Annotated in this window: 26 protein-coding genes; 18 read left to right on the plus strand and 8 right to left on the minus strand. The window is 70.4% G+C overall.

All coding sequences use genetic code 11. The features are described 5' to 3' along the window. The first annotated feature begins 20 nt into the window (after positions 1-20). The 10 genes from trpC (at position 21) to SM754_RS04250 (ending at position 9562) form a co-directional block, all read left to right on the plus strand. Positions 21-869 carry an indole-3-glycerol phosphate synthase gene (gene trpC, locus SM754_RS04205; protein WP_323674951.1) on the plus strand — a complete coding sequence of 283 codons (849 nt, stop codon included), beginning with the start codon at positions 21-23 and terminating at the stop codon, positions 867-869. Then, on the plus strand, positions 866-2101 hold the full coding sequence (trpB, locus tag SM754_RS04210) for a tryptophan synthase subunit beta (protein ID WP_323674952.1): 1236 nt from the start codon (positions 866-868) through the stop codon (positions 2099-2101). The genes trpC and trpB overlap by 4 nt, the downstream gene beginning before the upstream one ends. Beyond that, positions 2101-2988 (plus strand): tryptophan synthase subunit alpha, encoded by an 888-nt coding sequence (gene trpA / locus SM754_RS04215; RefSeq protein ID WP_323674953.1) that lies wholly within the window; start codon positions 2101-2103, stop codon positions 2986-2988. The genes trpB and trpA overlap by 1 nt, the downstream gene beginning before the upstream one ends. Before the next feature lie 47 nt (positions 2989-3035). Continuing rightward, positions 3036-3851 carry a 2-amino-3,7-dideoxy-D-threo-hept-6-ulosonate synthase gene (locus SM754_RS04220; protein ID WP_323674954.1) on the plus strand — a complete coding sequence of 272 codons (816 nt, stop codon included), beginning with the start codon at positions 3036-3038 and terminating at the stop codon, positions 3849-3851. 222 nt (positions 3852-4073) lie between these two features. Beyond that, positions 4074-4907, plus strand: a complete 834-nt coding sequence (locus SM754_RS04225) for a shikimate dehydrogenase (protein WP_323674955.1) — start codon at positions 4074-4076, stop codon at positions 4905-4907. Positions 4908-5025: 118 nt separating this feature from the next. Beyond that, on the plus strand, positions 5026-5631 hold the full coding sequence (locus tag SM754_RS04230; protein WP_323674956.1) for a helix-hairpin-helix domain-containing protein: 606 nt from the start codon (positions 5026-5028) through the stop codon (positions 5629-5631). 69 nt (positions 5632-5700) lie between these two features. After that, positions 5701-7341, plus strand: a complete 1641-nt coding sequence (locus SM754_RS04235) for an anthranilate synthase component I family protein (RefSeq protein WP_323674957.1) — start codon at positions 5701-5703, stop codon at positions 7339-7341. Further along, positions 7338-8036: an anthranilate synthase component II gene (locus SM754_RS04240; protein WP_323674958.1), complete on the plus strand. Its 699-nt coding sequence runs from the start codon at positions 7338-7340 to the stop codon at positions 8034-8036. The genes SM754_RS04235 and SM754_RS04240 overlap by 4 nt, the downstream gene beginning before the upstream one ends. After that, positions 8021-8917 carry an aminotransferase class IV gene (locus SM754_RS04245; protein WP_323674959.1) on the plus strand — a complete coding sequence of 299 codons (897 nt, stop codon included), beginning with the start codon at positions 8021-8023 and terminating at the stop codon, positions 8915-8917. Before SM754_RS04240 ends, SM754_RS04245 begins: the two co-directional genes overlap by 16 nt. An 87-nt stretch (positions 8918-9004) precedes the next feature. Next, positions 9005-9562, plus strand: coding sequence for a hypothetical protein (locus SM754_RS04250; RefSeq protein WP_323674960.1), 558 nt, complete (start codon positions 9005-9007; stop codon positions 9560-9562). Positions 9563-9596: 34 nt separating this feature from the next. On the opposite strand, the gene SM754_RS04255 is transcribed toward SM754_RS04250, so the two are convergent. Both SM754_RS04255 and SM754_RS04260 read right to left on the minus strand, forming a co-directional pair. Further along, the gene (locus tag SM754_RS04255) at positions 9597-10154 is read right to left on the minus strand and encodes a SprT-like domain-containing protein (RefSeq protein WP_323674961.1); all 558 of its coding nucleotides are present in this window, start codon (positions 10152-10154) and stop codon (positions 9597-9599) included. A gap of 163 nt (positions 10155-10317) precedes the next feature. Then, a complete protein-coding gene (locus SM754_RS04260; RefSeq protein WP_323674962.1) occupies positions 10318-11163 on the minus strand; it encodes a universal stress protein in 846 nt (281 codons plus the stop codon). 184 nt (positions 11164-11347) lie between these two features. On the opposite strand from SM754_RS04260, the gene SM754_RS04265 reads away from it, so the two are divergent. From SM754_RS04265 to SM754_RS04285, 5 genes are all read left to right on the plus strand, one after another. Next, entirely contained in the window at positions 11348-12760 is a 1413-nt protein-coding gene (locus SM754_RS04265) for a calcium:cation antiporter family protein (RefSeq protein WP_323674963.1), read from the plus strand. Between the two features lie 144 nt (positions 12761-12904). Next, positions 12905-14272 (plus strand): D-aminoacyl-tRNA deacylase, encoded by a 1368-nt coding sequence (locus tag SM754_RS04270; protein ID WP_323674964.1) that lies wholly within the window; start codon positions 12905-12907, stop codon positions 14270-14272. A gap of 118 nt (positions 14273-14390) precedes the next feature. Further along, a complete protein-coding gene (gene ftsZ, locus SM754_RS04275; protein WP_323674965.1) occupies positions 14391-15572 on the plus strand; it encodes a cell division protein FtsZ in 1182 nt (393 codons plus the stop codon). 181 nt (positions 15573-15753) lie between these two features. Continuing rightward, on the plus strand, positions 15754-15966 hold the full coding sequence (locus SM754_RS04280) for a protein translocase SEC61 complex subunit gamma (protein WP_227131647.1): 213 nt from the start codon (positions 15754-15756) through the stop codon (positions 15964-15966). A gap of 6 nt (positions 15967-15972) precedes the next feature. Next, on the plus strand, positions 15973-16410 hold the full coding sequence (locus SM754_RS04285; protein ID WP_227131645.1) for a transcription elongation factor Spt5: 438 nt from the start codon (positions 15973-15975) through the stop codon (positions 16408-16410). 165 nt (positions 16411-16575) lie between these two features. Here SM754_RS04285 and SM754_RS04290 read toward each other — a convergent pair whose 3' ends face one another. Both SM754_RS04290 and SM754_RS04295 read right to left on the minus strand, forming a co-directional pair. Further along, entirely contained in the window at positions 16576-16875 is a 300-nt protein-coding gene (locus SM754_RS04290) for a DUF7565 family protein (protein WP_323674966.1), read from the minus strand. Positions 16876-16929: 54 nt separating this feature from the next. Next, a complete protein-coding gene (locus SM754_RS04295) occupies positions 16930-17331 on the minus strand; it encodes a hypothetical protein (RefSeq protein WP_323674967.1) in 402 nt (133 codons plus the stop codon). Positions 17332-17427: 96 nt separating this feature from the next. Between SM754_RS04295 and SM754_RS04300 the strand changes: the two genes are divergently transcribed. Next, positions 17428-18189, plus strand: a complete 762-nt coding sequence (locus tag SM754_RS04300; protein ID WP_323674968.1) for a PHP domain-containing protein — start codon at positions 17428-17430, stop codon at positions 18187-18189. 30 nt (positions 18190-18219) lie between these two features. On the opposite strand, the gene SM754_RS04305 is transcribed toward SM754_RS04300, so the two are convergent. Both SM754_RS04305 and SM754_RS04310 read right to left on the minus strand, forming a co-directional pair. After that, positions 18220-18744 carry a metal-dependent hydrolase gene (locus tag SM754_RS04305; RefSeq protein ID WP_323674969.1) on the minus strand — a complete coding sequence of 175 codons (525 nt, stop codon included), beginning with the start codon at positions 18742-18744 and terminating at the stop codon, positions 18220-18222. 95 nt (positions 18745-18839) lie between these two features. Continuing rightward, on the minus strand, positions 18840-19376 hold the full coding sequence (locus SM754_RS04310) for a CinA family protein (protein WP_323674970.1): 537 nt from the start codon (positions 19374-19376) through the stop codon (positions 18840-18842). A 176-nt stretch (positions 19377-19552) separates the two neighbouring features. On the opposite strand from SM754_RS04310, the gene SM754_RS04315 reads away from it, so the two are divergent. Further along, positions 19553-20653: a pyridoxal phosphate-dependent aminotransferase gene (locus tag SM754_RS04315; protein WP_323674971.1), complete on the plus strand. Its 1101-nt coding sequence runs from the start codon at positions 19553-19555 to the stop codon at positions 20651-20653. Between the two features lie 174 nt (positions 20654-20827). On the opposite strand, the gene SM754_RS04320 is transcribed toward SM754_RS04315, so the two are convergent. Then, positions 20828-22534 (minus strand): sensor histidine kinase, encoded by a 1707-nt coding sequence (locus SM754_RS04320; protein ID WP_323674972.1) that lies wholly within the window; start codon positions 22532-22534, stop codon positions 20828-20830. Between the two features lie 113 nt (positions 22535-22647). On the opposite strand from SM754_RS04320, the gene SM754_RS04325 reads away from it, so the two are divergent. Then, a complete protein-coding gene (locus tag SM754_RS04325; protein ID WP_323674973.1) occupies positions 22648-23895 on the plus strand; it encodes an ArsA family ATPase in 1248 nt (415 codons plus the stop codon). 492 nt (positions 23896-24387) lie between these two features. Here the strand turns inward: SM754_RS04325 and SM754_RS04330 are convergent, their stop codons facing one another. Next, complete coding sequence (locus SM754_RS04330; RefSeq protein WP_323674974.1) at positions 24388-24906, minus strand: Lrp/AsnC family transcriptional regulator; 519 nt, start codon at positions 24904-24906, stop codon at positions 24388-24390. Between the last annotated feature and the right edge of the window lie 131 nt (positions 24907-25037).

Here is a 25037-nt window from a genome sequence, read left to right on the forward strand (position 1 = left end):
CAGTCGGACAATGTACAAGGATGAACACTAGCTCTGGGCAGGGGCTCGCGCCGGCCGTCGAGGCGATCCTCGACGCCGCACGCACCCGAGACCCGCCGACCGGCGGCCGCGTCGACGTCGACGCGCGCGACCTCCCCGCCGCGTTCCAGGCCGCGAGCGCCGACGGTCGAGCCCCGCTCGTCGCGGAGGTCAAACCGACCAGTCCCACGACCGACGGCACGCGCGACGACGACCCCGTCGACCTCGCGACCGCGATGGTCGACGGCGGCGCCGCCGCACTCAGCGTGCTCACCGAACCCGCGCACTTCGACGGCAGCACCGAGAACCTCCAACGGGTCCGCGCCGCCGTCGACGTGCCGGTCCTCCGGAAGGACTTCCTGCTGCGCGAAGCCCAACTCGACGCCGTCGAGGCCGACGTCGTCCTCCTCATCGCGCGGTTCCTCGGGAGCGACGGCGACCCGGACGCGGGCGTCGACGGCGCCGACACGCTCGAATCGATGCTCGCGGCCGCCCGCGACCGCGGCTTCCAGGCGCTCGTCGAGGTCCACACCGAGCGCGAGCTCGAACGCGCGCTCGACGCCGGTGCGCGAATCGTCGGCGTGAACAACCGCGACCTCGCGAGGCTCGAGGTCGACCTGGGGACGTTCGAGCGCGTCGCCGACGCGGTCCCGGCGGACGCTCGGGGGGACGTCACCCTCATTGCGGAGAGCGGCGTAGCCACGACCGACGACGTCTCGCGGATGCGAGCGGCGGGCGCGGACGCGCTCCTCGTCGGGAGCGCCATCATGGACGGCGACGTCCGCGAGAACACCGAGCGACTGACCGCGGCGACCACGGACGCGAGCGACACGACGGAGACAACACAATGACAGCGACGGACGTCAAGTTCGGCGATTACGGTGGACAGTACGTGCCGGAGGCGCTCATGCCGGCCATCGAGGAACTGACCGAGGCGTACGAGCGGTACGTGCTCGAGAACGAGGACGGGTTCGTGGACGAGTTCCGGGAGCGACTGCGGGACTTCGGCGGGCGGCCGACGCCGCTCCAGCACGCCGAGCACCTGAGCGAGCGCTACGACAGCGAGGTGTACCTGAAACGCGAGGACCTCCTGCACGGTGGCGCGCACAAGCTCAACAACGCGCTCGGGCAGGTCCTCCTCGCGAAGTACATGGGGAAGGAGCGCATCGTCGCGGAGACCGGCGCCGGCCAGCACGGGACCGCGACCGCGATGGCGGCCGCTCACCTCGGGCTGCCCTGCGAGATCTACATGGGCGAGCGCGACATCAACCGGCAGCGCCCGAACGTCTTCCGGATGAAGCTCAACGGGAGCGAGGTGAACCCGGTGACGACGGGCCGCGGGACGCTGAAGGAGGCGATCTCGGAGACGATGCGGGACTGGGCGACGAACGTCGAGGACACGCACTACGTCATCGGGAGCGTCGTCGGGCCGGCGCCGTTCCCGGCGATGGTCCGGGACTTCCAGGCGGTCATCAGCGAGGAGGCGCGCGAGCAGGCCATCGAGCGGACCGGCGGCCTCCCTGACACCGTCGTCGCGTGCGCTGGCGGCGGGTCGAACACGATGGGCGCGTTCGCGAACTTCGTGGACGATACCGACACCGACCTCGTGGCGGTCGAGGCCGGTGGCTCCTCGCTCGCCGTCGACGAGGACGCGGGCGTCGCGCCCAATTCGGCGTCGCTGTCGACGGGCGACGAGGGCGTCCTGCACGGGGCGCGGACGAAGCTGCTCCAGGACCGAGACGGCCAGATCCTGGAGTCCCACAGCGTCTCCTCGGGACTGGACTACGCGGGCGTCGGCCCGGAGCTCGCGCACCTCGTCGACGAGGACCGCGTGCGGGCGGCGAACGTCGGCGACGACGCGGCGCTTGCGGCGTTCCACCGTCTCTCGCGGCTGGAGGGCGTCATCCCGGCGTTGGAGACGGCGCACGCGTTCGCGTGGGCGGACGAGAACCGGGACGAACTCGGCGACGTGACGGTCATCAACGTCTCCGGGCGCGGCGACAAGGACCTGGAGTCCGTCGTGCAGGAGACCGAGGAGCGCGACGTCGAGGGCGCGGTCGACGTGGGGGAGGTGTTCCACTGATGACGGACGAAGGCGCGGGGGCGACCCAGAACGAGGCGCTCGCCGAGGCGTTCGCGGGCGAGCCGGCGTTCGTCCCGTACCTCGCCGCGGGCGACCCGGACTACGAGGCGAGCCTCGAGTACGTCGAGGCGCTCGAGCGCGGTGGCGCGGACGTCATCGAACTCGGCCTCCCCTTCAGCGAGCCCATCGCGGAGGGGTCGACCATCCAGGAGGCGGTCGTGCGTTCGCTCGCGGGCGGGATGACGCCCGAGCGGTTCTTCGAGTTCGTCGACGACCTCGACGTGGACGTCCCGCTGGTCTGCATGACGTACTACAACCTCATCTACCAGTACGGCGACGAGGAGGGGCCGCGGCCGTTCGTTGAGCAGGCGGCGTCCCTGGGGCTGTCCGGGTTCGTCGTCCCGGACCTGCCCGCCGAGGAGGCCGGCCCGCTCCGCGAGGCGTGCGACGAGTTCGGGCTCGACCTCGTGTTCATCGTCGCGCCGACGACCGCGGGCGACCGCCTGGAGCGCATCATGGACCAGGTGTCGGGCTACGTGTACGTCCAGGCGCGGTTGGGCGTCACGGGCGCGAAGGACGACGTGAGCGACCAGACGGGAGCGAGCCTCTCCCGGCTGCGCGAGTGGGACGTGCCGAAGGCGGTCGGGTTCGGTATCAAGAGCGGCGAGCACGCGCGAGCGGTCGTGGCCGCCGGAGCGGACGGCGTCATCGTCGGGAGCGCGCTCGTCGACATCGTTGCCGAAGGAGACGAGAGCGACCGCGAGGTGGCGGCGACCGCGGAGGAACTGGAGTCGAAGGCGCGCGAACTGAAGCGGGGCGCGGTCGCGGGGGCGGCGAACGAAGGAGAGACGGACGCGGAAAGTTTGGCGGAATCGGAACCGACATAACCCGACGTGGCACACGATGACACACTAACGCAGTTCGACTCACGCACATGACACGCGACACACCACACGTAGGCCCGGGGAAACGCACACGACTGGACCGCATCTCGACCGACGGCAACTACCTCGTCGTCCCGATGGACCACGGCATCACCATGGGCGCCGTCACGGGACTGAAGGACATCGAATCGACCATCGACGGCGTGACGCGCGGCGGCGCGGACGCCGTCCTCACCCAGAAGGGGATCGCGCCGCGCGTCCACGACAACAAGAACGGCGCCGGGTACGTCGTGCACCTGAACGGCTCGACGACCATCGGCCCGGACGAGGCGGACAAGCGCGTCACCGGCACCGTCGAGGAGGCCGTTCGCGCCGGCGCGGACGCCGTCTCGTTCCACATCAACGTCGGCGGGGAGCACGAACCGGAGCAGATCGAGGACCTCGCCGAGCTCACGAGGGACGCCGACCGCCTCGGGATGCCCGTGCTCGCGATGGCGTACGCTCGCGGCGAGGGCGTCGACTCCACGGACCCCGAGAGCCTGGGGCACGCCGTCCGGCTCGCAGAGGAACTCGGCGCGGACGTCGTCAAGACCGGCTACTCGGGGGACGCCGAGACCTTCCAGCACGTCGTCGAGTCGACCCGTCTCCCGGTCGTCATCGCCGGCGGCGCGAAGGGCACGGACCGCGAGACCGTCGAGGCCGTCCGCGGCGTCATGGATGCCGGCGGTGCGGGCGTCTCGATGGGGCGCTCCATCTTCCAGCACGACGACCCCGAAGCCATCGCCACCGCGATCAGCGCCGTCATCCACGACGACGCCACCGTCGACGACGCCCTGAAGCGCGCCGGCCTCGTCGTCGAAGCCTGACACCTGGCGCCCCTCGACGTTCCGTGTTCTCGTCGCTCGATTCGACGCCCAGTCGCGGGACCGGAACGGCGCGAGCGACCGGCCCGTCACCGCCGTCTTCGGGAACGTCACCATCCTCGACCGAGTGAGACCCAGACCGAGTCGGTCACGCGGCGACGGGGGTCGCGTCGGTTCTCGCCGCGCCCGCATCGCTTTTGGTCGGCGGTCGCGACGGTTCGCGGTATGGACGTGTACGGCCTAATCGGGAATCCCGTCGGGCACTCGCTGTCGCCGCCGATGCACGAGGCGGCGTACGACGCACTGGGAGTGAACGCGCGCTACGTGACGTTCGAACCCGCCGAGGACGCGGTGGCGGCGGCCGTCGAGGGTGCGAGTGCGCTCGGCGTGGCGGGCCTGAACGTGACGGTGCCGTTCAAGCGCGACGTCGCGGCGCTCCCGACGGTCGCGACGGACGACCTGGCGTCCGCGGTCGGTGCGGCGAACACGCTCGACTTCTCGGGAGGCGCGGTGACGGGGCACAACACGGACGTCGAGGGGGCGGTTCGAGCGCTCCGCGAGCGGGGCGACGCGTCGCTGTCGGGCGCGACCGCTGTGGTCGTCGGTGCTGGCGGCGCCGGGCGGGCCGTGGCGTTCGGGCTCGCGGACGCCGGGGCGTCGGTGCGGGTCGCGAACCGGACGGCGAGTCGAGCGACCGAGCTCGCGGCCGCGGTCGAGCGCGAGGTCGACGGCGCGACCGCGACCGGCGGCGGCCTCGACGCGCTCGACGACCGACTGGTGGACGCGGACGTGCTCGTGAACGCGACGAGCGTCGGCATGGAGACCGACGAGACGCCCGTTCCGGCGACCGCCCTCCACGGCGACCTGGTGGTGCTCGACGCGGTGTACGCGCCGCTGGAGACGCGCTTGCTCCGCGACGCCGCGGCGGCGGGGGCGAGGACCGTCGACGGCGCGTGGATGCTCCTCCATCAGGGCGCCGCGGCGTTCGAGCACTGGACCGGCGAGGACGCGCCGGTCGACGCGATGAACGACGCGCTCCGCTCGCACCTCGACGAGTAGGCCGACGCCCCGTCGACCCCGGTAACACCGGCTTACCGCAAGCGGACGCCGGTCGCACGTGGGGCAAGCCCAACGGCGTGAGTCGCTTTTAAGTCCGCTGGGGTACCACTATCACCCAATGGGACTCCTATCGAAACTGAAGTCTGTACTCGGTCTCGGGGGCGACGACGAACGAACCGGTCGACGCTCCGACGACGTCGGCGTCACCGTCGAGCGCGAACGGAACGAAGCCGACGCGGCGAACGAAGCCGCCGTGAAGGGCGTCGACGAGGGGGCCGTCGACGAGGATTCGGCGACCGACGGAGAAACCGCGGGCGACGCGGAAACCGAAGCGGACGACGAGGACGCCGACGCGGCCGACGAAGCGGAGACGGACGACGAGGGCGACGTCGAAGAAGCCGACGAGTCCGACGACGAGGACGCTGACGAATCCGACGACGAGGGAACCGAAGCGGTCGACGAGGACGCCGACGCGACCGACGAAGCGGGGACGGACGACGAGGGCGGCGTCGAGGAAGCCGACGAGGCCGACGACGAGGGTGGCGTCGAGGAGCTGCAGGAGATCAAGGGTATCGGGCCGGCGTACGCCGAGCGGCTGGTCGAGGTCGACGTGACGTCGGTCGCCGAGCTGGCCGACGTGGACCACGAGGCCATCGCCGAGGCGGCCGACCTGGCGCCGGGGCGCGTCGAGCAGTGGGTCGACCGCGCGAACGCCCGGCAGTAGGGCGGTTCGCTCGCGGTCCGCTTCCCCGACACCGTAACACCGTTTAGCGGCGGTGCCGTCGGTCCGGGTATGGATTCGTATCGGGTCGCGACCGACGCCGCGGCGTTCCGCGAGACCATGCGGGATGCGCCGCCGGGCGCTCGCGTACCGGTCGAGGTGCGTGCGACGGTCGCGGACCCCTGGACGGCGTACCGGCGCGCTCGCCGCGGCGACGGCCAGTGGAGCGTGTTCCTCGAGACCACGGGCGTCGACGCCCCCGCGGCCGATTCGGACGTCGGACCGGGCGACGGTGCTGACGCCGGGTGGGGGTACTTCGCGGTCGACCCCGTGGAGCGGTTCACCGCACGGCCGGAGGCGGTGCTGTGCGAGGACCCGACCGCGGACGCGCATCCCGGGTCGGGGTCGCCGTCGCTGCGCGCGCTGGAGGGCGTGCTGGACGCGGAGACGCTGGTTCGCGGGGACTGCGAGGTGCCGTATCCGTGCGGGGCGTTCGGGTGGGTGTCGTACGACCTGGCGCGGGAACTGGAGTCCCTGCCGGCGGACGCGGTCGACGACCGCGGACTCCCGCACGTCCAGGTTGGCGTGTACGACGCGGTCGTCGCGTGGCGAGGGACCGACGCCGCGTCCGGCGACGAGACGACGCTGCACGTGACCGTCTGTCCGGAACGGCCCGACGCGCCTGCCGATGGTGTCGAGGAGCGTGCCCCGACCGACGCTGCGCTTGACGACGCGTACGCCGAGGCGGTCGAGCGGGCCGCGGCGCTCGTGGAGCGAGCGACCGCCGGCGACGCCGGGCACGGGCCGGCGCCGGCCGCGGACGCCGAGGCGGCGGCGTTCGAGAGCGACGCGGGACGGGCGGCGTACGCCGACCGGGTTCGCGCCGTGAAGACGGCCGTCCGCGAGGGCGACACGTTCCAAGCGAACGTCTCGCATCGCCTGCGAGCGCCCGCGGCGGTGCATCCGGTGGCGGCGTACGACGCGCTCCGGCGCGTGAACCCGGCGCCGTACTCGGGCCTCGTCGAGTTCCCCGGCGTCGACCTCGTGTCCGCGAGCCCGGAGCTGCTCCTGGAGCGCGACGGCGACTTCGTCCGCACCGAACCCATCGCGGGGACGCGACCGCGCGGCGACGACGCCGCCGCGGACGACGCGCTCGAAGCGGAGCTGTCGAGCGACGAGAAGGAGCGCGCGGAGCACGCGATGCTCGTCGACCTGGAACGCAACGACCTCGGGAAGGTCTCCGCGTACGGGACGGTGGACGTCGCCCAGTACCGCCGCGTCGACCGGTACAGCGAGGTGATGCACCTCGTCTCCGACGTCACGGGCGAGCTGCGCGACGGCGTCGGGCTCGCGGACGCGGTCGGCGCGATGTTCCCCGGCGGCACCATCACGGGCGCGCCGAAGCCGCGGACGATGGAGCTGATCGATGAGCTCGAATCGACCAGACGGGGGCCGTACACGGGCGCGATGGCGGCCTTCGGGTTCGACGACCGTGCGACGCTGAACATCGTCATCCGGACGCTCGTCCGGTACGACGACGAGTACCACCTCCGCGTCGGCGCCGGCATCGTGCACGACTCCGACCCGGAGCGCGAGTACGACGAGACGCTCGACAAGGCCCGAGCGCTCCTGCACGCTGTCGACGACGCGGTCGCAGCGGACGCGGACCTCACCGTCTCGACGGACCGAACAGCACCGGAGGGCGACCGATGACGACCGGGAACCCGCCGGCGTCGCTCGACCCGGTCCCGGGGTCGCCGCGCGTGCTCGTCGTCGACAACTACGACTCGTTCGCGTACAACCTCGTGCAGTACGTCGGCGAGTTCGCGGGCGACGTGGTCGTCCGACGGAACGACGCGGTCGACGTCGACGACGTCCGGGCGCTCGACGTGGACGGAATCGTCGTCTCCCCGGGGCCCGGGACGCCGCAGGACGCCGGCGTCTCGATGCCGATATTCGACGAGTTGTCGATACCGACGCTCGGCGTGTGTCTCGGTCATCAGGCGCTCTGTGCGGCGAACGGTGCGGCAGTCGGGCACGCGCCCGAGGTCGTCCACGGGAAGCCGTCCGTCGTGACGCACGACGGCCGCGGCGTGTTCGAGGGCCTCCCGGAGCGCATCCGCGTCGGCCGGTATCACTCGCTCGCGGTCGACCGCGCGGACCTGCCGGCGGCGCTCGCGGAGACGGCGTCGACGAGCGACGACCGCGCGGTCCTGATGGCGGTCCGCCACCGCGAGAAACCCCACGTCGGCGTGCAGTTCCACCCGGAGAGCATCCTGACCGGCGACGCCGACGACCCGGCCGAGCCAACTGAACCGACCGAATCTGAAGACGACCCAGTCGGCGCGCGCCCGAGCCTGCGCGTCGGCAAGCGACTCGTGAGGAACTTCCTGTGCAGTACCACGTAGACGGCGAACTCGTCGAGCGGAGCGAGGCGACCGTGAGCGTCGACGACCGCGGGTTCCAGTACGGCGACGGCGTCTTCGAGACGATGCGCGTCTACGGCGGGACGGTGTTCGCGCTCGACGCGCACATGGACCGCCTCGAACGCTCGTGCGACGCGCTCGGGTTGGACCACGGCCTCGACCGCCGGGACCTCGCGACGCGCGTCCACGAGACGCTCGCCGCGAACGACCTCGACGACGCGTACGCGAAGCTCTCCGTCACGCGCGGCAGCCAGCCCGGGACCGTCACCCCACGGCCGGACGTGGACCCGACGGTCGTCGTGTACGCGAAACCGCTCCCCAGGGGCGGGCTCGACGGCGACCCGGTCTGGGCGGACCCGGCGGTCCTCCAGACCGTGAAGGCCCGGAAACCACCGCGGAACGCGCTCCCGCCGGGCGCGAAGACCCACAATTACCTGAACTCCATCCTCGCTCGTGAGGAACTCGTCGCGGGCGCCGACGAGGCGCTGCTTCGGGACCAGGCCGGGAACGTCGCCGAGGGCGCGACGTCGAACGTCTTCTGGGTGGACGACGACGGCCTCCACACGCCGGCCGCCGACCTCGACCTCCTCCCCGGCATCACGCGAGCGTACGTCCTCGACCTCGCCCGCGAGCAGGCGGGCGTCCCCGTTCACACCGGCGAGTACGCACCGGCGGCGGTCAGGGACGCCGACGAGTGCTTCCTGACGAACTCGACGTGGGAGCTCCGGCCGGTCGCGTCCGTCGACGGCATCGACGTCGGCGGCGGCCCAGTCACCGACCTCCTCTCGCGGCTGTTCGACCGGCTCGTCGAGAGCCGTCACTACGGTGGGGTCGACGCCGAACGCGACGGGGACGAGCACTGAGCGGCCGCACGTGACGGTCCGGACGAGCCCCGTGACGTCCGCCGAACGAGGAGAAAGCATTTGTTCGGACCGCCTGACCGTGCACGTATGACGCGGTCTCGCGGCCAGTTCGACACGCGCCACGACGACGAGCGCGACGACGCGGCCCGTAGGAGCGGCGACGGTGCGGTCGACGGCGTGCCATCGTGGGCGTCGTTCCATCGCGTCGAGTTCCTGCTCGTCTGCTGGCTCGCCGTCGGCGCCGTCGGCCTCGCGCTCGTGTTCGGCCTCGGCGGGCTCGTGCTGGGCCCGGAGGAGGGCGTCCCCGAGGCCGCTCGGACCGTGTTCTGGACGACCGTCCTCCTCGCCGTGCCGTCGCTCGCAGCGAGCCTGCTCGTGCACGCCGTCGTCGACGCCTACCGGGTCGCGCTCGCCGACGGCGAGGTGACGTCGTTGGGGCGAGCCGTCGTGCGCGGCCTCCAGTCCGCGAGCGCCGCGACGTTCGCACTCGGGGTCAAGGTCCTGCTCCAGGACACGGCGCCGGCGAACGCCGAGTTCGACCCGGCGGCGCTCGTCTCCGCGTTCTTCCTCGTCGTCGGGCTCGCTGGGATGGTCGCGTTCGTCGCCGGCGACGGCCTCGTGCGTCTCGCTCGCGGCACCTGGTAGGCGGGCGCGTCGAACGACCGACCGGCTGTTCGACTCACCACTCGTCGACGACGCCCCGTGCGCGCTCGTAGCCCGCGGCGTCCGTCCACGTCACGCCGGACGTGACGTGCTCGACCTCGACGGTCGCGCCGCAGTCCGGACACCGGTAGCCGCCGGGTTGCTTGACGGGCTTGGAGGCGCGATGCCGACCGGCGCGCCACTCGCAGTCCGCGGTACACGCGAGCTCCAGTCGCGGATCGCTGAACGACTCGCAGTGCCGCGGCGCGTCGACCGCCGCCGCCTTCTCGCGGAACCGCTCGCCGTGCCCGGCCTCGCCGTAGGTCTGGAACTCCCAGGCGTGCACGAGCTCGTGCCGGATGGTGGCCGTGAACTGCCGCCAGCCGTACTGCTCGTAGGCGTCCCACGTCAACCGGATCGTGACCGTCCCGGAGTCGGCGTCGTACGAGCACGCACCGGCGCGTCGTCGCGCTCGCTTCGATATCTCCCACTCGATGGCGTCGTGGTCGACGTCGAGACCCACGCTCTCGGCGTAGATGCGAGCGTACGAAAGGAGGTCGCGTGGCGTGTCCGGGTCGGGCGTCCCACTCTGCACGCGCCGAGGGAAGGAACGCGCGTCAAAAAACGGTCTGGTTCCGCGCGAGTCACCGCACCCGCCAGGACGACTCGGTCGATGGCTGAAGATGTCGACGGATGAACCAGTCGACGGACGAGTCGGTCGAGACGTCCCTCGCCGGGGGAGTGATGCGGTCGGGAGGTCAGTCGCCGCCGGGGACCACGAGCACCGGGACCGTGACGGTGCGAAGGACGCGGTCGGTCGTACTCCCGAGCAACTGGCCCGCGAGCGACCCCTCGCCCGTCGACGCCATCGCGACCAGGTCAACGCCCGCGTCCTCGACGTACGCCGCGATCTCCGCGGACGGCGTGCCCGTACGGACCGCCTGCTCGACGTCGACCGAAGCGTCGCGCGCGGACTCCTCGCACGCCGCCGCGAACACGTCGAGTTCCTGCTCGGCGTCGGCGACGAGGTCGTCGACGTACGCCTCGCCGACGCCACCGGCGCTGAACGGCCCCGCCTCGCGAGCGACGTCGACCACCGAGAGCAGGTGCAGGACCGCGCCGTACGTCGACGCGATATCCGTACCTGGGCGAACGGCGGCGCGAGCGGCGTCGCTCCCGTCGGACGTCATCAGGACGTCCTCGTAGTCCCCGAGTCCGCTCCCTCGCCCCGGAACGGTCAGGACCGCGCGGTCGGTCGCCCGGAGCACGCGCTCTGTGACGCTCCCGAGGAGCCGCTCCTCGAGGTTCGTGTGTCCGTGTCGCCCCATCGCGATGACGTCCGCGTCCACGTCCTCGGCCGCCTCGAGTATCGCCGCACGCGGCTGCTCGCTCGCCACGCGCGTCTGCACCGTCACCCGCGACGCGGCGCCGATCTCCGCGACGTCCTCCACGACCGACTCCGCGTCCGCGGTCGACAACTCGCCAGCCGCTGCGACGACCACCGTCGCCGTCGCGTCGTACGTCCCCGCGAGCTCCACGCCGGCGCGCGCCGCTCGCGTCCCGCAGTCACTCCCATCGGTCGCGATGAGTACGTGCTCGAACATGCCTTAGGGGGAGCGTTCGCGCACCCACCACAAAAAGCCCGCCGACCCGGGCACCCGACCGCGAGCGCACACCCCGAGCCGACGCCGACAACGCGCGACTCCTCCGGCACGCTCCGTGCGACGCCCTCGCGTGCCTGTCTCCCGAAACCGCAAGGGTTACTTGTACTTTCACGGACGTTCAGGTATGCTCAAAGACCGGCTCCGTCACCCGCTGGTCGCCCTCGCCTTCGCCGCGCTCCTCACCGTCCCTTGGGTGAGCGTGGAACTCCTGGGCGGCCCAGAGACGATCGGCCTCGGGAACCTCACGACAGTCGCGGTGAGCGGCGTCGCCGTGCTCGGCGCGTCGTTCATGCTCGCGTGGGGCGCCGAGACCGCCGAGAAGGACGTCCCGCGAGCGTTCGCGATCGCCGTGCTGGCGGTGCTCGCGGTCGCCCCCGAGTACGCCGTCGACGCGCTCTACGCGTGGGGCGCCGGGTCCGGCGGCGCGACGGCCGAGGCCTGCGCGCAGTTCAGCGCGGAGACCATCTCGAACGCGGAGAGCGGCCTCGCGGCCGCCTGCAACGACGCGAACCTCGCCGTCGCGAACATGACGGGCGCGAACCGCATCCTCATCGGCCTCGGCTGGTCCGGGATCGCGCTGTTCACCGTCTACCGCGCCGGCAGCGGCAAGGACCCGTCCGTCAAGGAGGGCGACGGCTTCCTCGCGAACAAGGTCCATCTGGACCGCGACCTCGGCCTCGAGATCGTGTTCCTCCTGCTCGCCACTGCGTTCGCGTTCGCCGTCCCACTGTTCGGCGGCATCGACATCGTCGACACGCTCGTTCTCGTCGGGCTCTACGTCGCGTACATCGCGATAATCGTCCGCGGCGACGTCGAGGACCACGAGGAACAGGTCGGCGTGCCCGCGTACCTCCAGAAACGGTCGTTCCCGGTCCGAACGGCCGCTTCCATCACGCTGTTCGTGTACTCCGGCGTGATGATCTACACTGCGGTCCATCCGTTCGCGCACGGTCTGGAGCTCATCGGCGTGGACTACGGCATCCCGAAGTTCTTCATGATTCAGTGGGTCGCGCCACTGGCCTCGGAGAGCCCGGAACTCATCGTCGTGGCGTACCTCGTGAACAAGGCGCGGTCGACGGCCGGGTTCAACGCGCTCATCTCCTCGAAGCTCAACCAGTGGACGCTCCTCATCGGCACGCTCTCGGTCGTCTACTCCATCGCCGCGGGGGACGTCGGGACGCTGCCGTTCGACTCGAAGCAGACCGCGGAGATCTGGATCACGGCCGCCCAGAGCCTGTTCGCCATCGCGATCATCACGAACTTCCAGATCTCGGTCCGGGAGGCCATGGTGCTGCTCGTCCTGTTCGTCTCGCAGGTCGTCGCCGAGTACGCGGTCATCCTCACGACGACGAGTCACGCCGCGGAGACCGAACTCAGTATGCTCATCCTCCACGCGTACACGGTCGTCTACCTCGCGCTCGCGCTCGGCCTGTTCTGGAGCCGCCGCCGCGACGTCCGGGCCATCTTCGTCCAGAGCGCGACCACCGCCCGGGACGCGTTCGGTTCGAGCAGTGCGCCCGCAGAAGGGGCGGACTGACTGCCTGCACGAGCATCCGGCGTCCGCCAGGACGCCGGTTCCAGTGTGATTGTTCTGCTCGCACGAGCATCCGGCGTCCGCGAGGACGCCGGTTGGTGGTGGCGAATCGACTCCTTCTTGGCCGTGAGTCGGGTACGTGGTGTCGTGATCGCAATCGTCGTCAGTCGGGCTGACGAGGCGTCGGCGCACGTCGGCGAGCAGTTGCGGGGGCTCGTCGAGTGGGAGTCGTCGGTGGATGAGTCGCGGTCGGATGGCGCTGGTGGTGGGGTGGTGTACCGTCACGGGCCGTTCGAGCTGCGGGAGTTCGATGGCCTGCATCTCGAGCTCGATGCGGTTGCGGGTGCGTTCTCGTCGTCGCCCGAGCTGCTCGCGTTCGCGTCGCGGCATTCGGGCGAGACCGGGCCGCTCCTCACGGCGCATTTCACGGGGAACTTCGGGCCGGCGGAGTACGGCGGTGAGTCGAACGCGGTGGCGCGGGCGGCGCCGGGCGCGCAGGCGGCGCTCCTCTCGTCGTTCGACGAGTACGCGCCCGACGGGTACGAGGTCGGGATGGAGTGCACGCATCACGGGCCGACCGACGTCGGCTGTCCGTCGCTGTTCGTGGAACTCGGGAGCGGGGAGGACGAGTGGGGGGACCCGGCGGGCGCCGAGGCGGTGGCGCGAGCAACCCTCGACCTCGGCGAGCTCGTCGACGACGGGACCGAGGCGGCGGACGCCGACGACCGGTCGGTGATGGGCGACCGGTCGGTCGTCGGGTTCGGTGGCGGGCATTACGTCCCGCGGTTCGAGCGCGTCGTCCGCGAGACGGCGTGGACGGTCGGGCACGTCGCCGCGGACTGGGGGCTGGACGCGATGGGTGACCCCGGCGCGCACCGGGACGTCGTCGAGGCGGCGTTCGCGGCGAGTGACGCCGAGCACGCGCTCGTCGAGGGGACGCGACCGGCGCTCGAGGCGGTCGTCGAGGCCCTCGGGTACCGCGTCGTGAGCGAGACGTGGCTGCGCGAGGTCGACGATCGCGACCTGGACGCCGTCGCCGCGGTCGAGGCGGAACTCGGGGCGGTCGCCGACGGCGTCCGGTTCGGGGACCGGCGCGTCGCCGACGGCGACGACTGGGTCGCACGAGCGCTCCCGGACGACCTCCTGGAGGTCGCGCGGACGGTCGACGCCGAGCGCACGCGGTCGCTCGTCGAACGCGAGACCGTGGCGTTCGGGACGCGCAACGGCGGGTCGCAGGTCCGTGGACGCGCCGCGTTCCCCGACGACGGCGCGTACGACGCGCTCGTCGACGCGCTCGTCGACGCGCTCGAGGAGGACTACGACGACGTTCGCCAAGCGGACGGGCGCGTGGTCGCGACGAAGGAGGCGTTCGACCCGCGGCGCGCACGCCAGGAGGGCGTCCCGGAAGGCCCGAAGTTCGGGCGGCTCGCGAACGGCGACGCCGTCGAGGTCGACGGCGAGCGCGTCCGGCCCGACGACGTCACAACCTACCAGGAGGACGTGTTCGATATCTAAGGTCTCGGTCGGTAAGCGGCGATTACCGCGCTCGCGTTCCCCGCGAATTTTCCGTCATGCGGGCGTCTGACAGAGAGGGGAAACGTAATTACCCTCCATAGAATAATGAGGGTCAAGGATGGATTCGATTGTCGAAGACGCGATAGACGAGGCCGAAGGCGGGGAGGACCCCGGGCGTCGACAGGGTGGAGACGAGACCCGCGACGCGACCCCGTCGCGGGAGTCGGGGACCATGACGGACGACCAGCTCGAGGACGTCCTCGAGGACCTGCAGACGAACATCACGGTCGTCGGATGCGGTGGTGCCGGCGGGAACACCATCAACCGCATCCACGAGGAGGGCATCACGGGCGCGAAGCTCGTCGCCGCGAACACGGACGTCCAGCACCTCTACGAAATCGAGGCGGACACGAAGATCCTCATGGGCGAGGACAAGACCGGCGGTCGCGGCGCCGGGTCGCTCCCGCAGGTCGGCGAGGAGGCGGCGCTCGAATCCCAGAGCGAGATATACGAGTCAATCGAGGGCTCGGACATGGTGTTCGTCACCGCCGGCCTCGGCGGTGGCACCGGCACCGGCTCCGCGCCCGTGGTCGCGAAGGCCGCACGCGAAGCCGGTGCGCTCACCATCAGTATCGTCACGACGCCGTTCACCGCGGAAGGCGAGGTCCGGCGGACGAACGCCGAAGCCGGCCTGGAGCGACTCCGGGACGTCTCCGACACCGTCATCGTCGTGCCGAACGACCGCCTGCTCGACTCCGTCGGGAAGCTCCCCGTCAAGCAGGCGTTCAAGGTCAGCGACGAGGTCCTCATGCGCTCCGTGAAGGGCATCACGGAACTCATCACGAAGCCCGGGCTCGTGAACCTCGACTTCGCCGACGTCCGCACCGTCATGGAACGCGGCGGCGTCGCGATGATCGGCCTCGGGGAATCCGATTCCGACGCGAAGTCCAAGGACTCCGTCACGTCCGCGCTCCGGTCGCCGCTCCTCGACGTCGACATCTCCGGTGCCTCCAGCGCGCTCGTGAACGTCACCGGCGGGAACGACATGAGCATCGAGGAGGCCGAGGGCGTCGTCGAGGAGATATACGACCGCATCGACCCGGACGCCCGCATCATCTGGGGGACGAGCGTCGACGAGTCCCTCGAAGGCCGCATGCGGACGATGATCGTCGTCACGGGCGTGGACTCGCCGCAGATCTACGGGAACGGCGACGAGAGCGAGACTCAGGTGTCCTCGCAGCCGAGCGCGCAGCGCGAGCAGATGCAGCAGGGCGGGAGCGACATCGACTTCATCGAGTGATCGACTCGTCTGCTCGCGTCGACGACTCCATTCCTCCTCGTCGGTCGGCCGTCTAGCGACCGCTCGGTCGACGACGGCGACGCCGTTCGTCCGTCGGGTTCGACCGCGCGGACCGCCGGTCCGGGCGGCCGCGCCGGGGCAATGCAATAGATAGAAAAGCGAGCGTGTCGAATCGACCCGCATGGAATTACCGACGGAGCTCTCGTCGTACGTTCGCGTGCTCAAGTTGGCGAGCACCCCGTCCTACACCGAGTTCTCCCAGATCGCGAAGATCGCGGGCGCCGGCATCGTCATCGTCGGCATCCTCGGGTTCATCATCGCACAGCTCATGGGTTTCCTCGTCGTCTCGTTCATCCAAGACGCCGCTTCGAGCGCCGCGCTCGCCCCCTGGTGATCTCACATGCCGATCTACGCTGTCAAGACCACGGCGAGCCAGGAACGAACGGTCGCTGACATGATAATGAACCGCGAGATGGAGGACATCCACGCGGCGCTCGCGCCGGACTCGCTGACGAGCTACGTGATGGTGGAGGCCGAGGACTCCGGTATCATCGAGCGCACGCTCGAGGAGATTCCCCACGCCAGAGGCATCATCCCGGGGGAGTCCGACATCAGCGAGGTCGAGCACTTCCTCTCGCCGACGCCGGACGTCGAGGGGATCGCGGAGAGCGACATCGTGGAGCTCATCGCGGGCCCGTTCAAGGGCGAGAAGGCGCAGGTGCAGCGTATCGACGAGGGCAAGGACCAGGTCACCGTCGAGCTGTACGAGGCGACCGTCCCGATCCCGGTCACGGTGCGTGGCGACCAGATCCGGGTGCTCGACAGCGAGGAGCGGTGAGCGTAGCGAACCGTTCCTCGTAGCGGCGAGCGGGGAGCGGCGTGACCCGCGAGCAGCGAAGAACGGTAGTCGGTTCCGTCGACGCGCACTCGTTCTCTCCCGTGCGAATCGCGCCGTGAGCGGTGGCCGTCGTCGTTGTCTGCGTGGGCGTCGACGCTCCGATCGCTACGGGTGGGCGTCGCCGTTGAGGCGTTCGACGACGTCGTTCAGGTCCGCTTGCGCCTCTATCTGCTTCCTGATCTCCTCGCGGTCGCGGACCTCTTGGGCGCTCGCGCCGTAGGCGCGGACGTACTCGGCGCGGGTGTGCTCGCTGAACGCGTGCCGGATGGCGAGGTAGCCGTCGGGGACGACGGTCCCGCAGACCTTGCACTCGCGGCGTTCGTGGTCGTTGGTCTGGTGGACGATGGCGTCCTCGGGCGTGTCGTAGACGGCACCACAGTCGTCGATTCCGCATTCCCAGGCCATTCGTTGGTTCTCCCTTGGACGGTGGTCGTCTTGAAGGTTGTCCGAGCGACGTCGTCAGGTGAGCGAGCGGACGCGCTCGTCGACGTCGAACGCGACGGCTGCGTGGGCGGCGAGCAGCGAGAGGCCGACGAGTGGCGTGCCGACGAGCAGTTGCGTGAGCGGGTCGGGTGGGGCGAGCGCGCTGGCGCCGAGGAAGGCTGCGAGGACGCCGACGACCGCGGCGGTGGTGACGCGGTCGCTCCAGCGTTCGATGGGCGCGCCGAGACGGGAGACGCCGAGGACGACCGCGAGCGTGCCGACGCCGACGGTCGCGGCGATGACGACGAGCGCGGGTGCGGAGCGTGAACCGAGCGGGACCGAGACGGCGTCCGTCGGCGCGAGTGGCGCGGCGAGGGCCGTGGTCGCGGCCAGCCAGAGGACGGCGAGGCCGAGCGGCGACGGATCGTTCGTCGACATCGGTTCCGGGTTCACCCGACGCCGACAAAAACCTCGGTGGCGTCCGCTCGCGGTTTCGTCGCGCTTATGCTACCGGCGCGGGTTCGACCGAGTGATATGGGGGTCGACGAGTTCCGGGTGGACGCGCACGTCAAGGTGCTCGACGAGGACGTGGTCGAGCGCGCGAAGCGCCGTGGGTTGGACGCGATCGTGTACGCGCCGCACTTCGAGCAGCTGCCGACGATCCGGGAGAAAGCGGCGCGGTTCAGTGACGACGAACTGCTCGTGGTGCCCGCTCGAGAGGTGTTCACTGGGGACTGGCGGCATCGTCGGCACGTGCTCGCGCTCGGGCTCTCCGAGCCGGTCCCGGACTTCATCACGCTCGAGGGCGCGATGCGGGAGTTCGACCGGCAGGACGCCGTCGTGCTCGTTCCGCATCCGACGTTCCTGAACGTCAGTCTCGGGTACGAGGAGATCCAGCGGTACAGCGACCAGGTCGCGGCCGTCGAGGCGTACAACCCGAAGCTACTCGGCGGGTGGGCCGGCCGCGCGAAGCAGCTGGTCGCGGACTTCGACGTCGCGCCATTCGGGTCGTCGTACGCGCACGTCCCCGGGAGCGTCGGCGAGGTGTGGACGGCGTTCGACGACGAGCTCTCGGACGCGGCGGCGGTCGTCTCGGCGTTCGCGGCGGACGTCCCGCGGCGCGTCGGCCGCCGGTCGTCGCTCGCTCACCGCGCCCGGAAGCTCGTGGAGTTCGCGCACCTCGGGTTCGAGAACACGTGGGAGAAGGTCGACCGGATATTCCTGCAGGGCACCGAGCCGACGCACCCCCGGCATCTGTTGTACGGCGGTCGGTTCGACGACGTCGCGGTCTACTGAACTCGCGTTCGAGCGAGCGGTCGCCGTCGGCTACCGGAGGGTGCCGATTGCCTGTTCGACGGCGGAGAGCTGGAAGTCGAAGTTCGGGAAGATGACGAGTGCGAACAGCGCGAACACGGCGAGTTCGAACGCGGTGATGACGACCGTCATGAGGTCCGCCCAGTCGCTCGTCGTCGTCACGCCGATGGGGAACCCGGTCTCGTTCGAGGAGAACGGGTAGAACAGCGCGATGCCGCGCTTGCTCCCGAGGACGTCGAGGACGTAGTGGGTGGCGATGCCGATCCAGACGAACTCGAGGTTCCCGAACTGTCGGGCGTACAGGATGGCGACTGCGAGCAGCGGGAGGTTGTGAAGCGTCTTCCGGTGTTTGCCGAACTCGGTGTCGATGTCGGGGAGCAGTGCCCCGAGGACGATGGGTGGGAAGAACTTCGCGATCTCGATGCCGAGCGTGAGGAGGTCGGCTTGCACGCTCGCCTGGTCGCCGAGTGGCGCGGTGATGAACGGCAGTCCGATGCCGAGGAGCGCGCCGTTGATGAGGTGACCCTTCTTGTTCATTCGATACGCGTTCAGTGTCGACTGCTGTGGCTTAAGTCTGCATCCTCGGTGCCGAGTCTGTCGGACGTTCGTCCGGCGCTCGCCGTGGTCGGGGGCTAGTCGCCGACGTCGGCGATGGCGTCGAGGAGGGCGTCGAGCGCGGCGTCGACGGTCCGCTCGCGGACGGTGGCGCGGTCGCCGTCGAACTCGTGGCGGGTCGCGGTCGCGAACGACTCGTGGCTCCCCCACGGTGCGGCGTACGCGACGGCGACGTAGACGGTGCCGACCGGCGTCTCCGGGGTGCCGCCGCTGGGGCCTGCGACGCCGGTCGTGGCGACGCCCCAGGTCGCGTCCGCCGTGTCGCGGACGCCGCGGGCCATCTGGCGGGCGACGGGCGCGCTGACCGCGCCGTGTTCGTCGAGCGCCTCTCGATTCACGCCGAGACGTTGCTCCTTCGCGCCGTACGCGTACGCGACGACGCCCTGCTCGAAGTAGTCCGAGGCGCCGGGGACCGCGGTCACGCGCGCGCCGACGAGCCCGCCCGTGCAGGACTCCGCGACCGCGACCGTCGCGTCGCGCTCGCGGAGCGTCTCGCCGACGCGCGCCGACAGCGGGTGGGGAGTCGACCCGGCCGCGTCCTCGTCTCCGGTCATACCCGAGCGTTCGGCCGCGGGGGTTTTGAACGCTCTCCACGAACGCGGCCGGAGCGGTCCCGGTTTGGCGTTCGATGGCGGCGGGCGACCCGACCGGTTCTCGTTGGGGTTGGGTGCCACGACGAGTCCTCGGTCGCGCCGAAAGCTACAGGCCACGGGCGCTCGCAGGGCAACGTATGGAGTACGAGACGCCGCTCTTCTTCCACGTCATGTCGTACGCGAGCGACGCGGACCGCGACGTCGTGGACATGGTGAGTGGGAACCCCGACTGGGAGCCGCCCGAAGCGCTCCGGGACGGCCTCCGCGAGTACGCTGACTTCGACGCCGACCGGTTCCAGTACGCGCCGAGCGAGGGCCTCGCGCGGCTCCGCGAGGAGATCGCCGACAGGCGCGGCGTCGACCCCGGACAGGTCGTCGTGACGAACGGCGGCGGTGAGGCGAACTACCTCGCGATGGCGCGGGCGCTCGAACGCGACCCCGGTGGCGACGTGCTACTCACCGACCCGGTGTACCCGTACTATCCGGGGAAGACGACGATGCTCGGCGGCGAGCAGGTGTTCGTGCCCGCCGAAGCGGACGGCCAGCTCGACCCCGAGCGCGTCCGCGAGGCCGCCAGCGAGGACCTCGCGGCTATCGTCGTGAACTCGCCGAACAACCCGACCGGTGCGGTGTATCCGCGAGAGACCGTCGAGGCACTCGTCGCCATCGCCGAGGCGTACGACGCCGTCCTCGTGAGCGACGAGGTGTACGACCACTACGACCTCTCGGGGTCGTTCGTGAGCGCGCTCTCGGTGGACAGCGACCACCGCGTGGTGACGAACTCGTTCTCGAAGACGTTCGCAGCGACCGGCCTCCGCGTCGGGTACGCGATATTCCCCGAGGACCTCGTCGAGGACGCCAAGAGCCGGCACATGCTCGTGAACGTCGCCACGACGCGGCCCGGCCAGCACGCCGCGTACCGCGCGCTCCGGGACACCGACCCGGCGTACCACGAGGCGAACCGCGAGCTGCTCCGCGAGCGCGTCGACGCGTTCACGAGCGCGCTGGAGTCCGCCGGCGCCGAGTACACCGTCCCCGACGGTGCGTTCTACGTCCTCGCGCGGTTCGATGGCTTCCCGGGGACCCTGGAGAACGTCGAACGGCTCGTCGACGAGGCCGGCGTCGCCGGGATGCCGGGCGAGGCGTTCGGGGACGCGTACGACGACTGGCTGCGGTTCGCGCTCGTCACGCCTCGCGTCGAGCAGGCCGCCGAACGACTCGCCGCGTACTTCGACTGACCGCGGCCGAACGGCTCGCGGACCGCTTCGAGTCCACGCGAACCCGGTCGAGAGAAGTGGAGTCGGTCAATCGCCGGCGGCGGTCGGTCAGTGGTCCGCGGCGGTCGGTCAGTGGTCCGCGGCGGTCGGTCAGTGGTCCGTAGCGGTCGGTCAGTGGTCCGTGGCGGTGGTCGGTCAGCCGCCAGCGGCGGTGGCGTCGAACGCGACGGTGACGGTGGTGCCGCCGTCGTCGACGTCGAACGTCAGGGTCGCGTTCGAGGCGTCGACGGACCACTTGACGACCCAGAGGCCGATGCCGTCGCTGTGCGCGAGTGCGGTCTCCTCGTTCTCGCCGAGGACGTCCAGTTCGTGGTCGGGGATACCGGGGCCGTTGTCGACGACTGCGAGCGCCGGCCCGTCGTCGGTCGCGGCGACGCGAACCGTCACTCGCGGATCCGGGGGGTCGTTGTGTTCGGCGGCGTTCTCGACGAGGTAACCGACCGCGGTCTCGAGTCCCGGGATGGCGCGGACGGTCGGTGCGGCCGTGGCGTCGACCGCGAACGTCGTCTCGGGGTAGTCCTCGCGGTACTCGTCGACCGCGCGCGCCGCGACGTCCGCGAGGTCGAGCCGGACCGCGTCGTCGGCGTCGTCGACGATCGATTCGACGGTGCGTGCCTTCTCGCTGATGGCGAGGAGGCTGTCGCCGGCGTCGGCTATCCACTCGCTGCGTTCGCGTGCGAACGCGTCGTCGGACCGCTCGTGGATGTCCGCGGCGTTCCCCCTGATGGTGACGAGCTTGTTCCGGATGTTGTGGCGGAGGACCCGGGACAGCACCTTGCGGAGGAGGTTCAGTTGGTTCTCTCGTTCCTCGAGTTCGCGCTCGCGGTGTTTCATCTCGGTGATGTCGTGGAGGACGAGGACGCGGCCGAGGGTCGTGTCGCCGTCGGCGACCGGCGAGATGGACATCGAGAAGTGCCGGGCGTGCCCGTCGACCTCGGTCGTGAGTTCGGTGTCGACGTCGGTGACGTCCGCGAACCGCTCGCGGGTCGCGGGCGTGACGTTCCGGAAGAACTCCTCGGCGGGTCGGCCGACGTGGTCCGCGGGCGGGTCGAACAGGCGTTTGGCGGCACGGTTCGAGTCGAGGACGCGGTCCTCGCGGTCGAGCGTGACGACGGCGTCTCGCATGTCCGCCATGGCGATGTCGCGAGCGATGGGGACGACGTCGAGGAAGCCGACGCGGTAGAGCGCCCACGAGAGGAGGACGCCGCTACCGACGAGACCGAACGGCGTGAGGTCGTGGGTGACGTCGACGACGCCGAAGATGGTTACGAGGTTCGCGGCGACCGGCGGGACGACGGCGACCGCGAGGATGCCGGCCTGTTTCCGCCGGACGCCCGTGGACCGGAGCCACTCGCCGGCGAGGAGCATGGTGCTACCGACGATGAGGCCGTAGTTGACCGCCGCCTGCACCCAGAACCAGGGGCCGTCGACGGGGACGAGGAGGGTCCCGTCGACGGTCGTCGCGGGGTCGAGCACGAGGTGATGCCAGGGGTTCGTCCACGCGACGGCCTGCCCGACGAGGACGTACGCGAGGAACGGGGCGCGGAGTCGTGCGGCGAGGCGTTCGCCGGTGGTGAGGGAGACGGCGAGGTGGAACCAACCGACGGAGATGACGGCGGCGGCGAGCAGTCGGAGGTTCCAGAGCGCCATCGAGACGTCGAGTGCGGCGACGAAGTAGTTCGCGCCGAGCGCGAGCGGCCAGAGTGCGACGCCGACGATGGCGACCGCGAACCCGACGCTCCCGGGTTTCTGTGGGTGCTGGAGGGGTTCGCGGAGGAGGACGAGGAGCGACGTCCCGGTCAGGAGGTACGCGAACCCGACCGTCGTCGTGACGTCGACCATCGGTCGGCTCGTACCATCGTCCTGTCGTCCCTTGAATATGGCCGTACGTGTCGGCTATCGAACATCGGCCGTGGACCGGGAAGTACACAAGTCCGAGTGGCGAACGGCCGCGTATGAGTGACATCGACGTCTCGCCGGTCGACGAGGTCGCGGACGAGGACGTCGCGGAGGAGGACGGAAACGGTGACGGGTCGTCGAGCATCGACGTGGACGTCGTCGAGGACGCCGGCGACGAGCCGGTAACGGAGACGACGGACGACGTGGCGCTCGACGGCGTCGACGCCCCGGAGTACGTGCTCTACGGCGGGAAGGGTGGTGTCGGGAAGACGACGATGGCGGCGGCGACCGCGCTCGCGAGCGCGAGCGACGGCACGAAGACGCTCGTCGTCTCCACGGACCCGGCGCACTCGCTCTCGGACACCCTCGGCGTGGACGTCCCGGCCAAGCCCGGGCGCGTTCGCGAGGACGTCCCGCTCTGGGGCGCCGAGATCGACCCGGAGGTCGCCGCCGAGGAGGGTATCGACGCGTTCGGCGTCGCCGGCGGGAGCGGTCAGGGAGGCGAGGACCCGTTCGGCGGCGACGATGCGCCGGGGGCCGGCGGCGCGAACGCCGGCGGGCCGTTCGGGGACGACGGCGGCGCCGGCGGTCCGATGGGTGGGCTCGGCGAACTGCTCGGCGGCGACGACCCGATGGGGTCGCTGATGGGTGGGGCGATGCCGGGCGCGGACGAGGCGGCGGCGCTCCAACTGCTCCTCGAGTACATCGACGACCCGCGGTTCGAGCGCGTCGTCGTCGACACCGCACCGACCGGACACACGCTCCGCCTGCTCGAACTCCCGGAGGTCATGGACTCGATGGTCGGCCGGATGCTCTCGCTCCGCGAACGCCTCAGCGGCCTCATGGACGGCATGATGGGGATGTTCGGAGACGACGACGACCAGGAGGCGGCGATGGGTGACCTCCGCGAGCTCGCGGACCGCATCGAGGACCTCCGCGCGGTCCTCCAGGACCCGACGCGGACGGACTTCCGGGTCGTCATGATCCCCGAGGAGATGAGCGTCATCGAGAGCGAGCGCCTCATCCGCCAGCTCCAGGACTACTCGATTCCGAACGACACCGTCGTCGTGAACAAGGTCATGGAGGACCTCGCGGACGTCACCAACAACGTGGACGCGACGGAGTTCGTCACGCCGGACCTCGACGACTGCGAGTTCTGCCAGCAGCGCTGGTCGGTCCAGCAGGGCGCGCTCGGTCGCGCACAGGACGTCTTCCGCGGCCACGACGTCAAGCGCGTGCCGCTGTTCGCCGACGAGGTCCACGGCGACCGCATGCTCCGCGTCGTCGCGCACTGCCTCCAGTAACCACGTTCCGCCAAGCGAACGTACGGCTTTTTGATTCAGAAGTGATTGTTTGAGTGGGTATATTCGTACAAATAGCTCGTGTATTACGTTCTTCTAGGACTTCGGGTGTGTTTGTCCAGAAGCACTTTAGGTGGCGGGGAACTCGCTTCGCGTGCATGGAACGCACTCGAACCGAACCGACGGACGTCGAGCCCGACCGTCTCGCGGAGGTCGCGAGCTGAGTCGGCCCAGGACCGTCGCCGCGCACGCGGCGAGAATCCACGGCAGTCATACCCTGTGGGCCACGACGCCGCGACCACGGCGTCACGCGAGACCACCCCCGGCGCGTTCGCGCGCTCGACGCAGTGGCTCTCGCGGGCCACCATTCCGTTCTCCGAGCCACCCAGTACACCGAACGCCGAGCGCACGACTCACCGTCTCGACCTCGGATAGCTGTCGCTCGACACCATTCCCGTCGAGCCGTGGCGACGCTGGCCCCCTCACCGGAGTCGTTTACTCCTCTGACGTGGTCTCGTCCACGACCCGCTCGTCGAGCGCTTCGTCGTCCTCGGCGTCGAGGAAGCCGTGGTACTGGCAGACGTACTCGTCGCGGATGAGCTGCTCGTCGACGATCTCGAGCCCGAGCTCGTCGAGGCGCTCCGTGATGCGGTTGAGGTCGTCGTGGTCCTCGCCGATCGCGTTCACGTAGACGTTGCGCTTGCCCGTCATGATCTCGCGGACGGCCGTGACGCCGCGAACGTCGCGCGCACGCTGGGTCATGTCCCCCCGCTCGGGGACCGGCGCCGTACAGATGATCTTCGTGTAGAGCGGATACCCCGCCAGGTCGTAGTCGATCTCGACGCTGTAGCCGCGGACGATCCCGCTCTCCTCGAGCTTGTTCAGGCGCGTGCGGACCGTGCTCGCGGAGACGCCGATGCGGTCGCCGATGTCGCTGGAGGAGGTCCGTCGTGCGTCCTGCTGGAGGTGGTAGAGGATGCGTCTGTCGACGGAATCCAGTTCGCCGTCCTTCATGGATTCACGGTTCTGGAAGGCCGTTATTCAGTCTTCTCACTCCCCCGACCGACGCTCGCGTCGGACGCCGCCCGACTCCAGGGGTCCCGGCTGGAAGCCACCGAGCGCCCGCCGACCCGTATAATGACGGA

This window comes from Halorubellus amylolyticus (assembly GCF_034808145.1).
Classification (GTDB): domain Archaea; phylum Halobacteriota; class Halobacteria; order Halobacteriales; family Natrialbaceae; genus Halorubellus.

Bases quoted from the DNA above. Each gene is read 5' to 3' on its own strand.
- trpC (WP_323674951.1), top strand. From the start codon at position 21: ATGAACACTAGCTCTGGGCAGGGGCTCGCGCCGGCCGTCGAGGCGATC.
- trpB (WP_323674952.1), top strand. From the start codon at position 866: ATGACAGCGACGGACGTCAAGTTCGGCGATTACGGTGGACAGTACGTG.
- trpA (WP_323674953.1), top strand. From the start codon at position 2,101: ATGACGGACGAAGGCGCGGGGGCGACCCAGAACGAGGCGCTCGCCGAG.
- SM754_RS04220 (WP_323674954.1), top strand. From the start codon at position 3,036: ATGACACGCGACACACCACACGTAGGCCCGGGGAAACGCACACGACTG.
- SM754_RS04225 (WP_323674955.1), top strand. From the start codon at position 4,074: ATGGACGTGTACGGCCTAATCGGGAATCCCGTCGGGCACTCGCTGTCG.
- SM754_RS04230 (WP_323674956.1), top strand. From the start codon at position 5,026: ATGGGACTCCTATCGAAACTGAAGTCTGTACTCGGTCTCGGGGGCGAC.
- SM754_RS04235 (WP_323674957.1), top strand. From the start codon at position 5,701: ATGGATTCGTATCGGGTCGCGACCGACGCCGCGGCGTTCCGCGAGACC.
- SM754_RS04240 (WP_323674958.1), top strand. From the start codon at position 7,338: ATGACGACCGGGAACCCGCCGGCGTCGCTCGACCCGGTCCCGGGGTCG.
- SM754_RS04250 (WP_323674960.1), top strand. From the start codon at position 9,005: ATGACGCGGTCTCGCGGCCAGTTCGACACGCGCCACGACGACGAGCGC.
- SM754_RS04260 (WP_323674962.1), bottom strand. From the start codon at position 11,163: ATGTTCGAGCACGTACTCATCGCGACCGATGGGAGTGACTGCGGGACG.
- SM754_RS04265 (WP_323674963.1), top strand. From the start codon at position 11,348: ATGCTCAAAGACCGGCTCCGTCACCCGCTGGTCGCCCTCGCCTTCGCC.
- ftsZ (WP_323674965.1), top strand. From the start codon at position 14,391: ATGGATTCGATTGTCGAAGACGCGATAGACGAGGCCGAAGGCGGGGAG.
- SM754_RS04280 (WP_227131647.1), top strand. From the start codon at position 15,754: ATGGAATTACCGACGGAGCTCTCGTCGTACGTTCGCGTGCTCAAGTTG.
- SM754_RS04285 (WP_227131645.1), top strand. From the start codon at position 15,973: ATGCCGATCTACGCTGTCAAGACCACGGCGAGCCAGGAACGAACGGTC.
- SM754_RS04290 (WP_323674966.1), bottom strand. From the start codon at position 16,875: ATGGCCTGGGAATGCGGAATCGACGACTGTGGTGCCGTCTACGACACG.
- SM754_RS04295 (WP_323674967.1), bottom strand. From the start codon at position 17,331: ATGTCGACGAACGATCCGTCGCCGCTCGGCCTCGCCGTCCTCTGGCTG.
- SM754_RS04300 (WP_323674968.1), top strand. From the start codon at position 17,428: ATGGGGGTCGACGAGTTCCGGGTGGACGCGCACGTCAAGGTGCTCGAC.
- SM754_RS04305 (WP_323674969.1), bottom strand. From the start codon at position 18,744: ATGAACAAGAAGGGTCACCTCATCAACGGCGCGCTCCTCGGCATCGGA.
- SM754_RS04310 (WP_323674970.1), bottom strand. From the start codon at position 19,376: ATGACCGGAGACGAGGACGCGGCCGGGTCGACTCCCCACCCGCTGTCG.
- SM754_RS04315 (WP_323674971.1), top strand. From the start codon at position 19,553: ATGGAGTACGAGACGCCGCTCTTCTTCCACGTCATGTCGTACGCGAGC.
- SM754_RS04320 (WP_323674972.1), bottom strand. From the start codon at position 22,534: ATGGTCGACGTCACGACGACGGTCGGGTTCGCGTACCTCCTGACCGGG.
- SM754_RS04325 (WP_323674973.1), top strand. From the start codon at position 22,648: ATGAGTGACATCGACGTCTCGCCGGTCGACGAGGTCGCGGACGAGGAC.
- SM754_RS04330 (WP_323674974.1), bottom strand. From the start codon at position 24,906: ATGAAGGACGGCGAACTGGATTCCGTCGACAGACGCATCCTCTACCAC.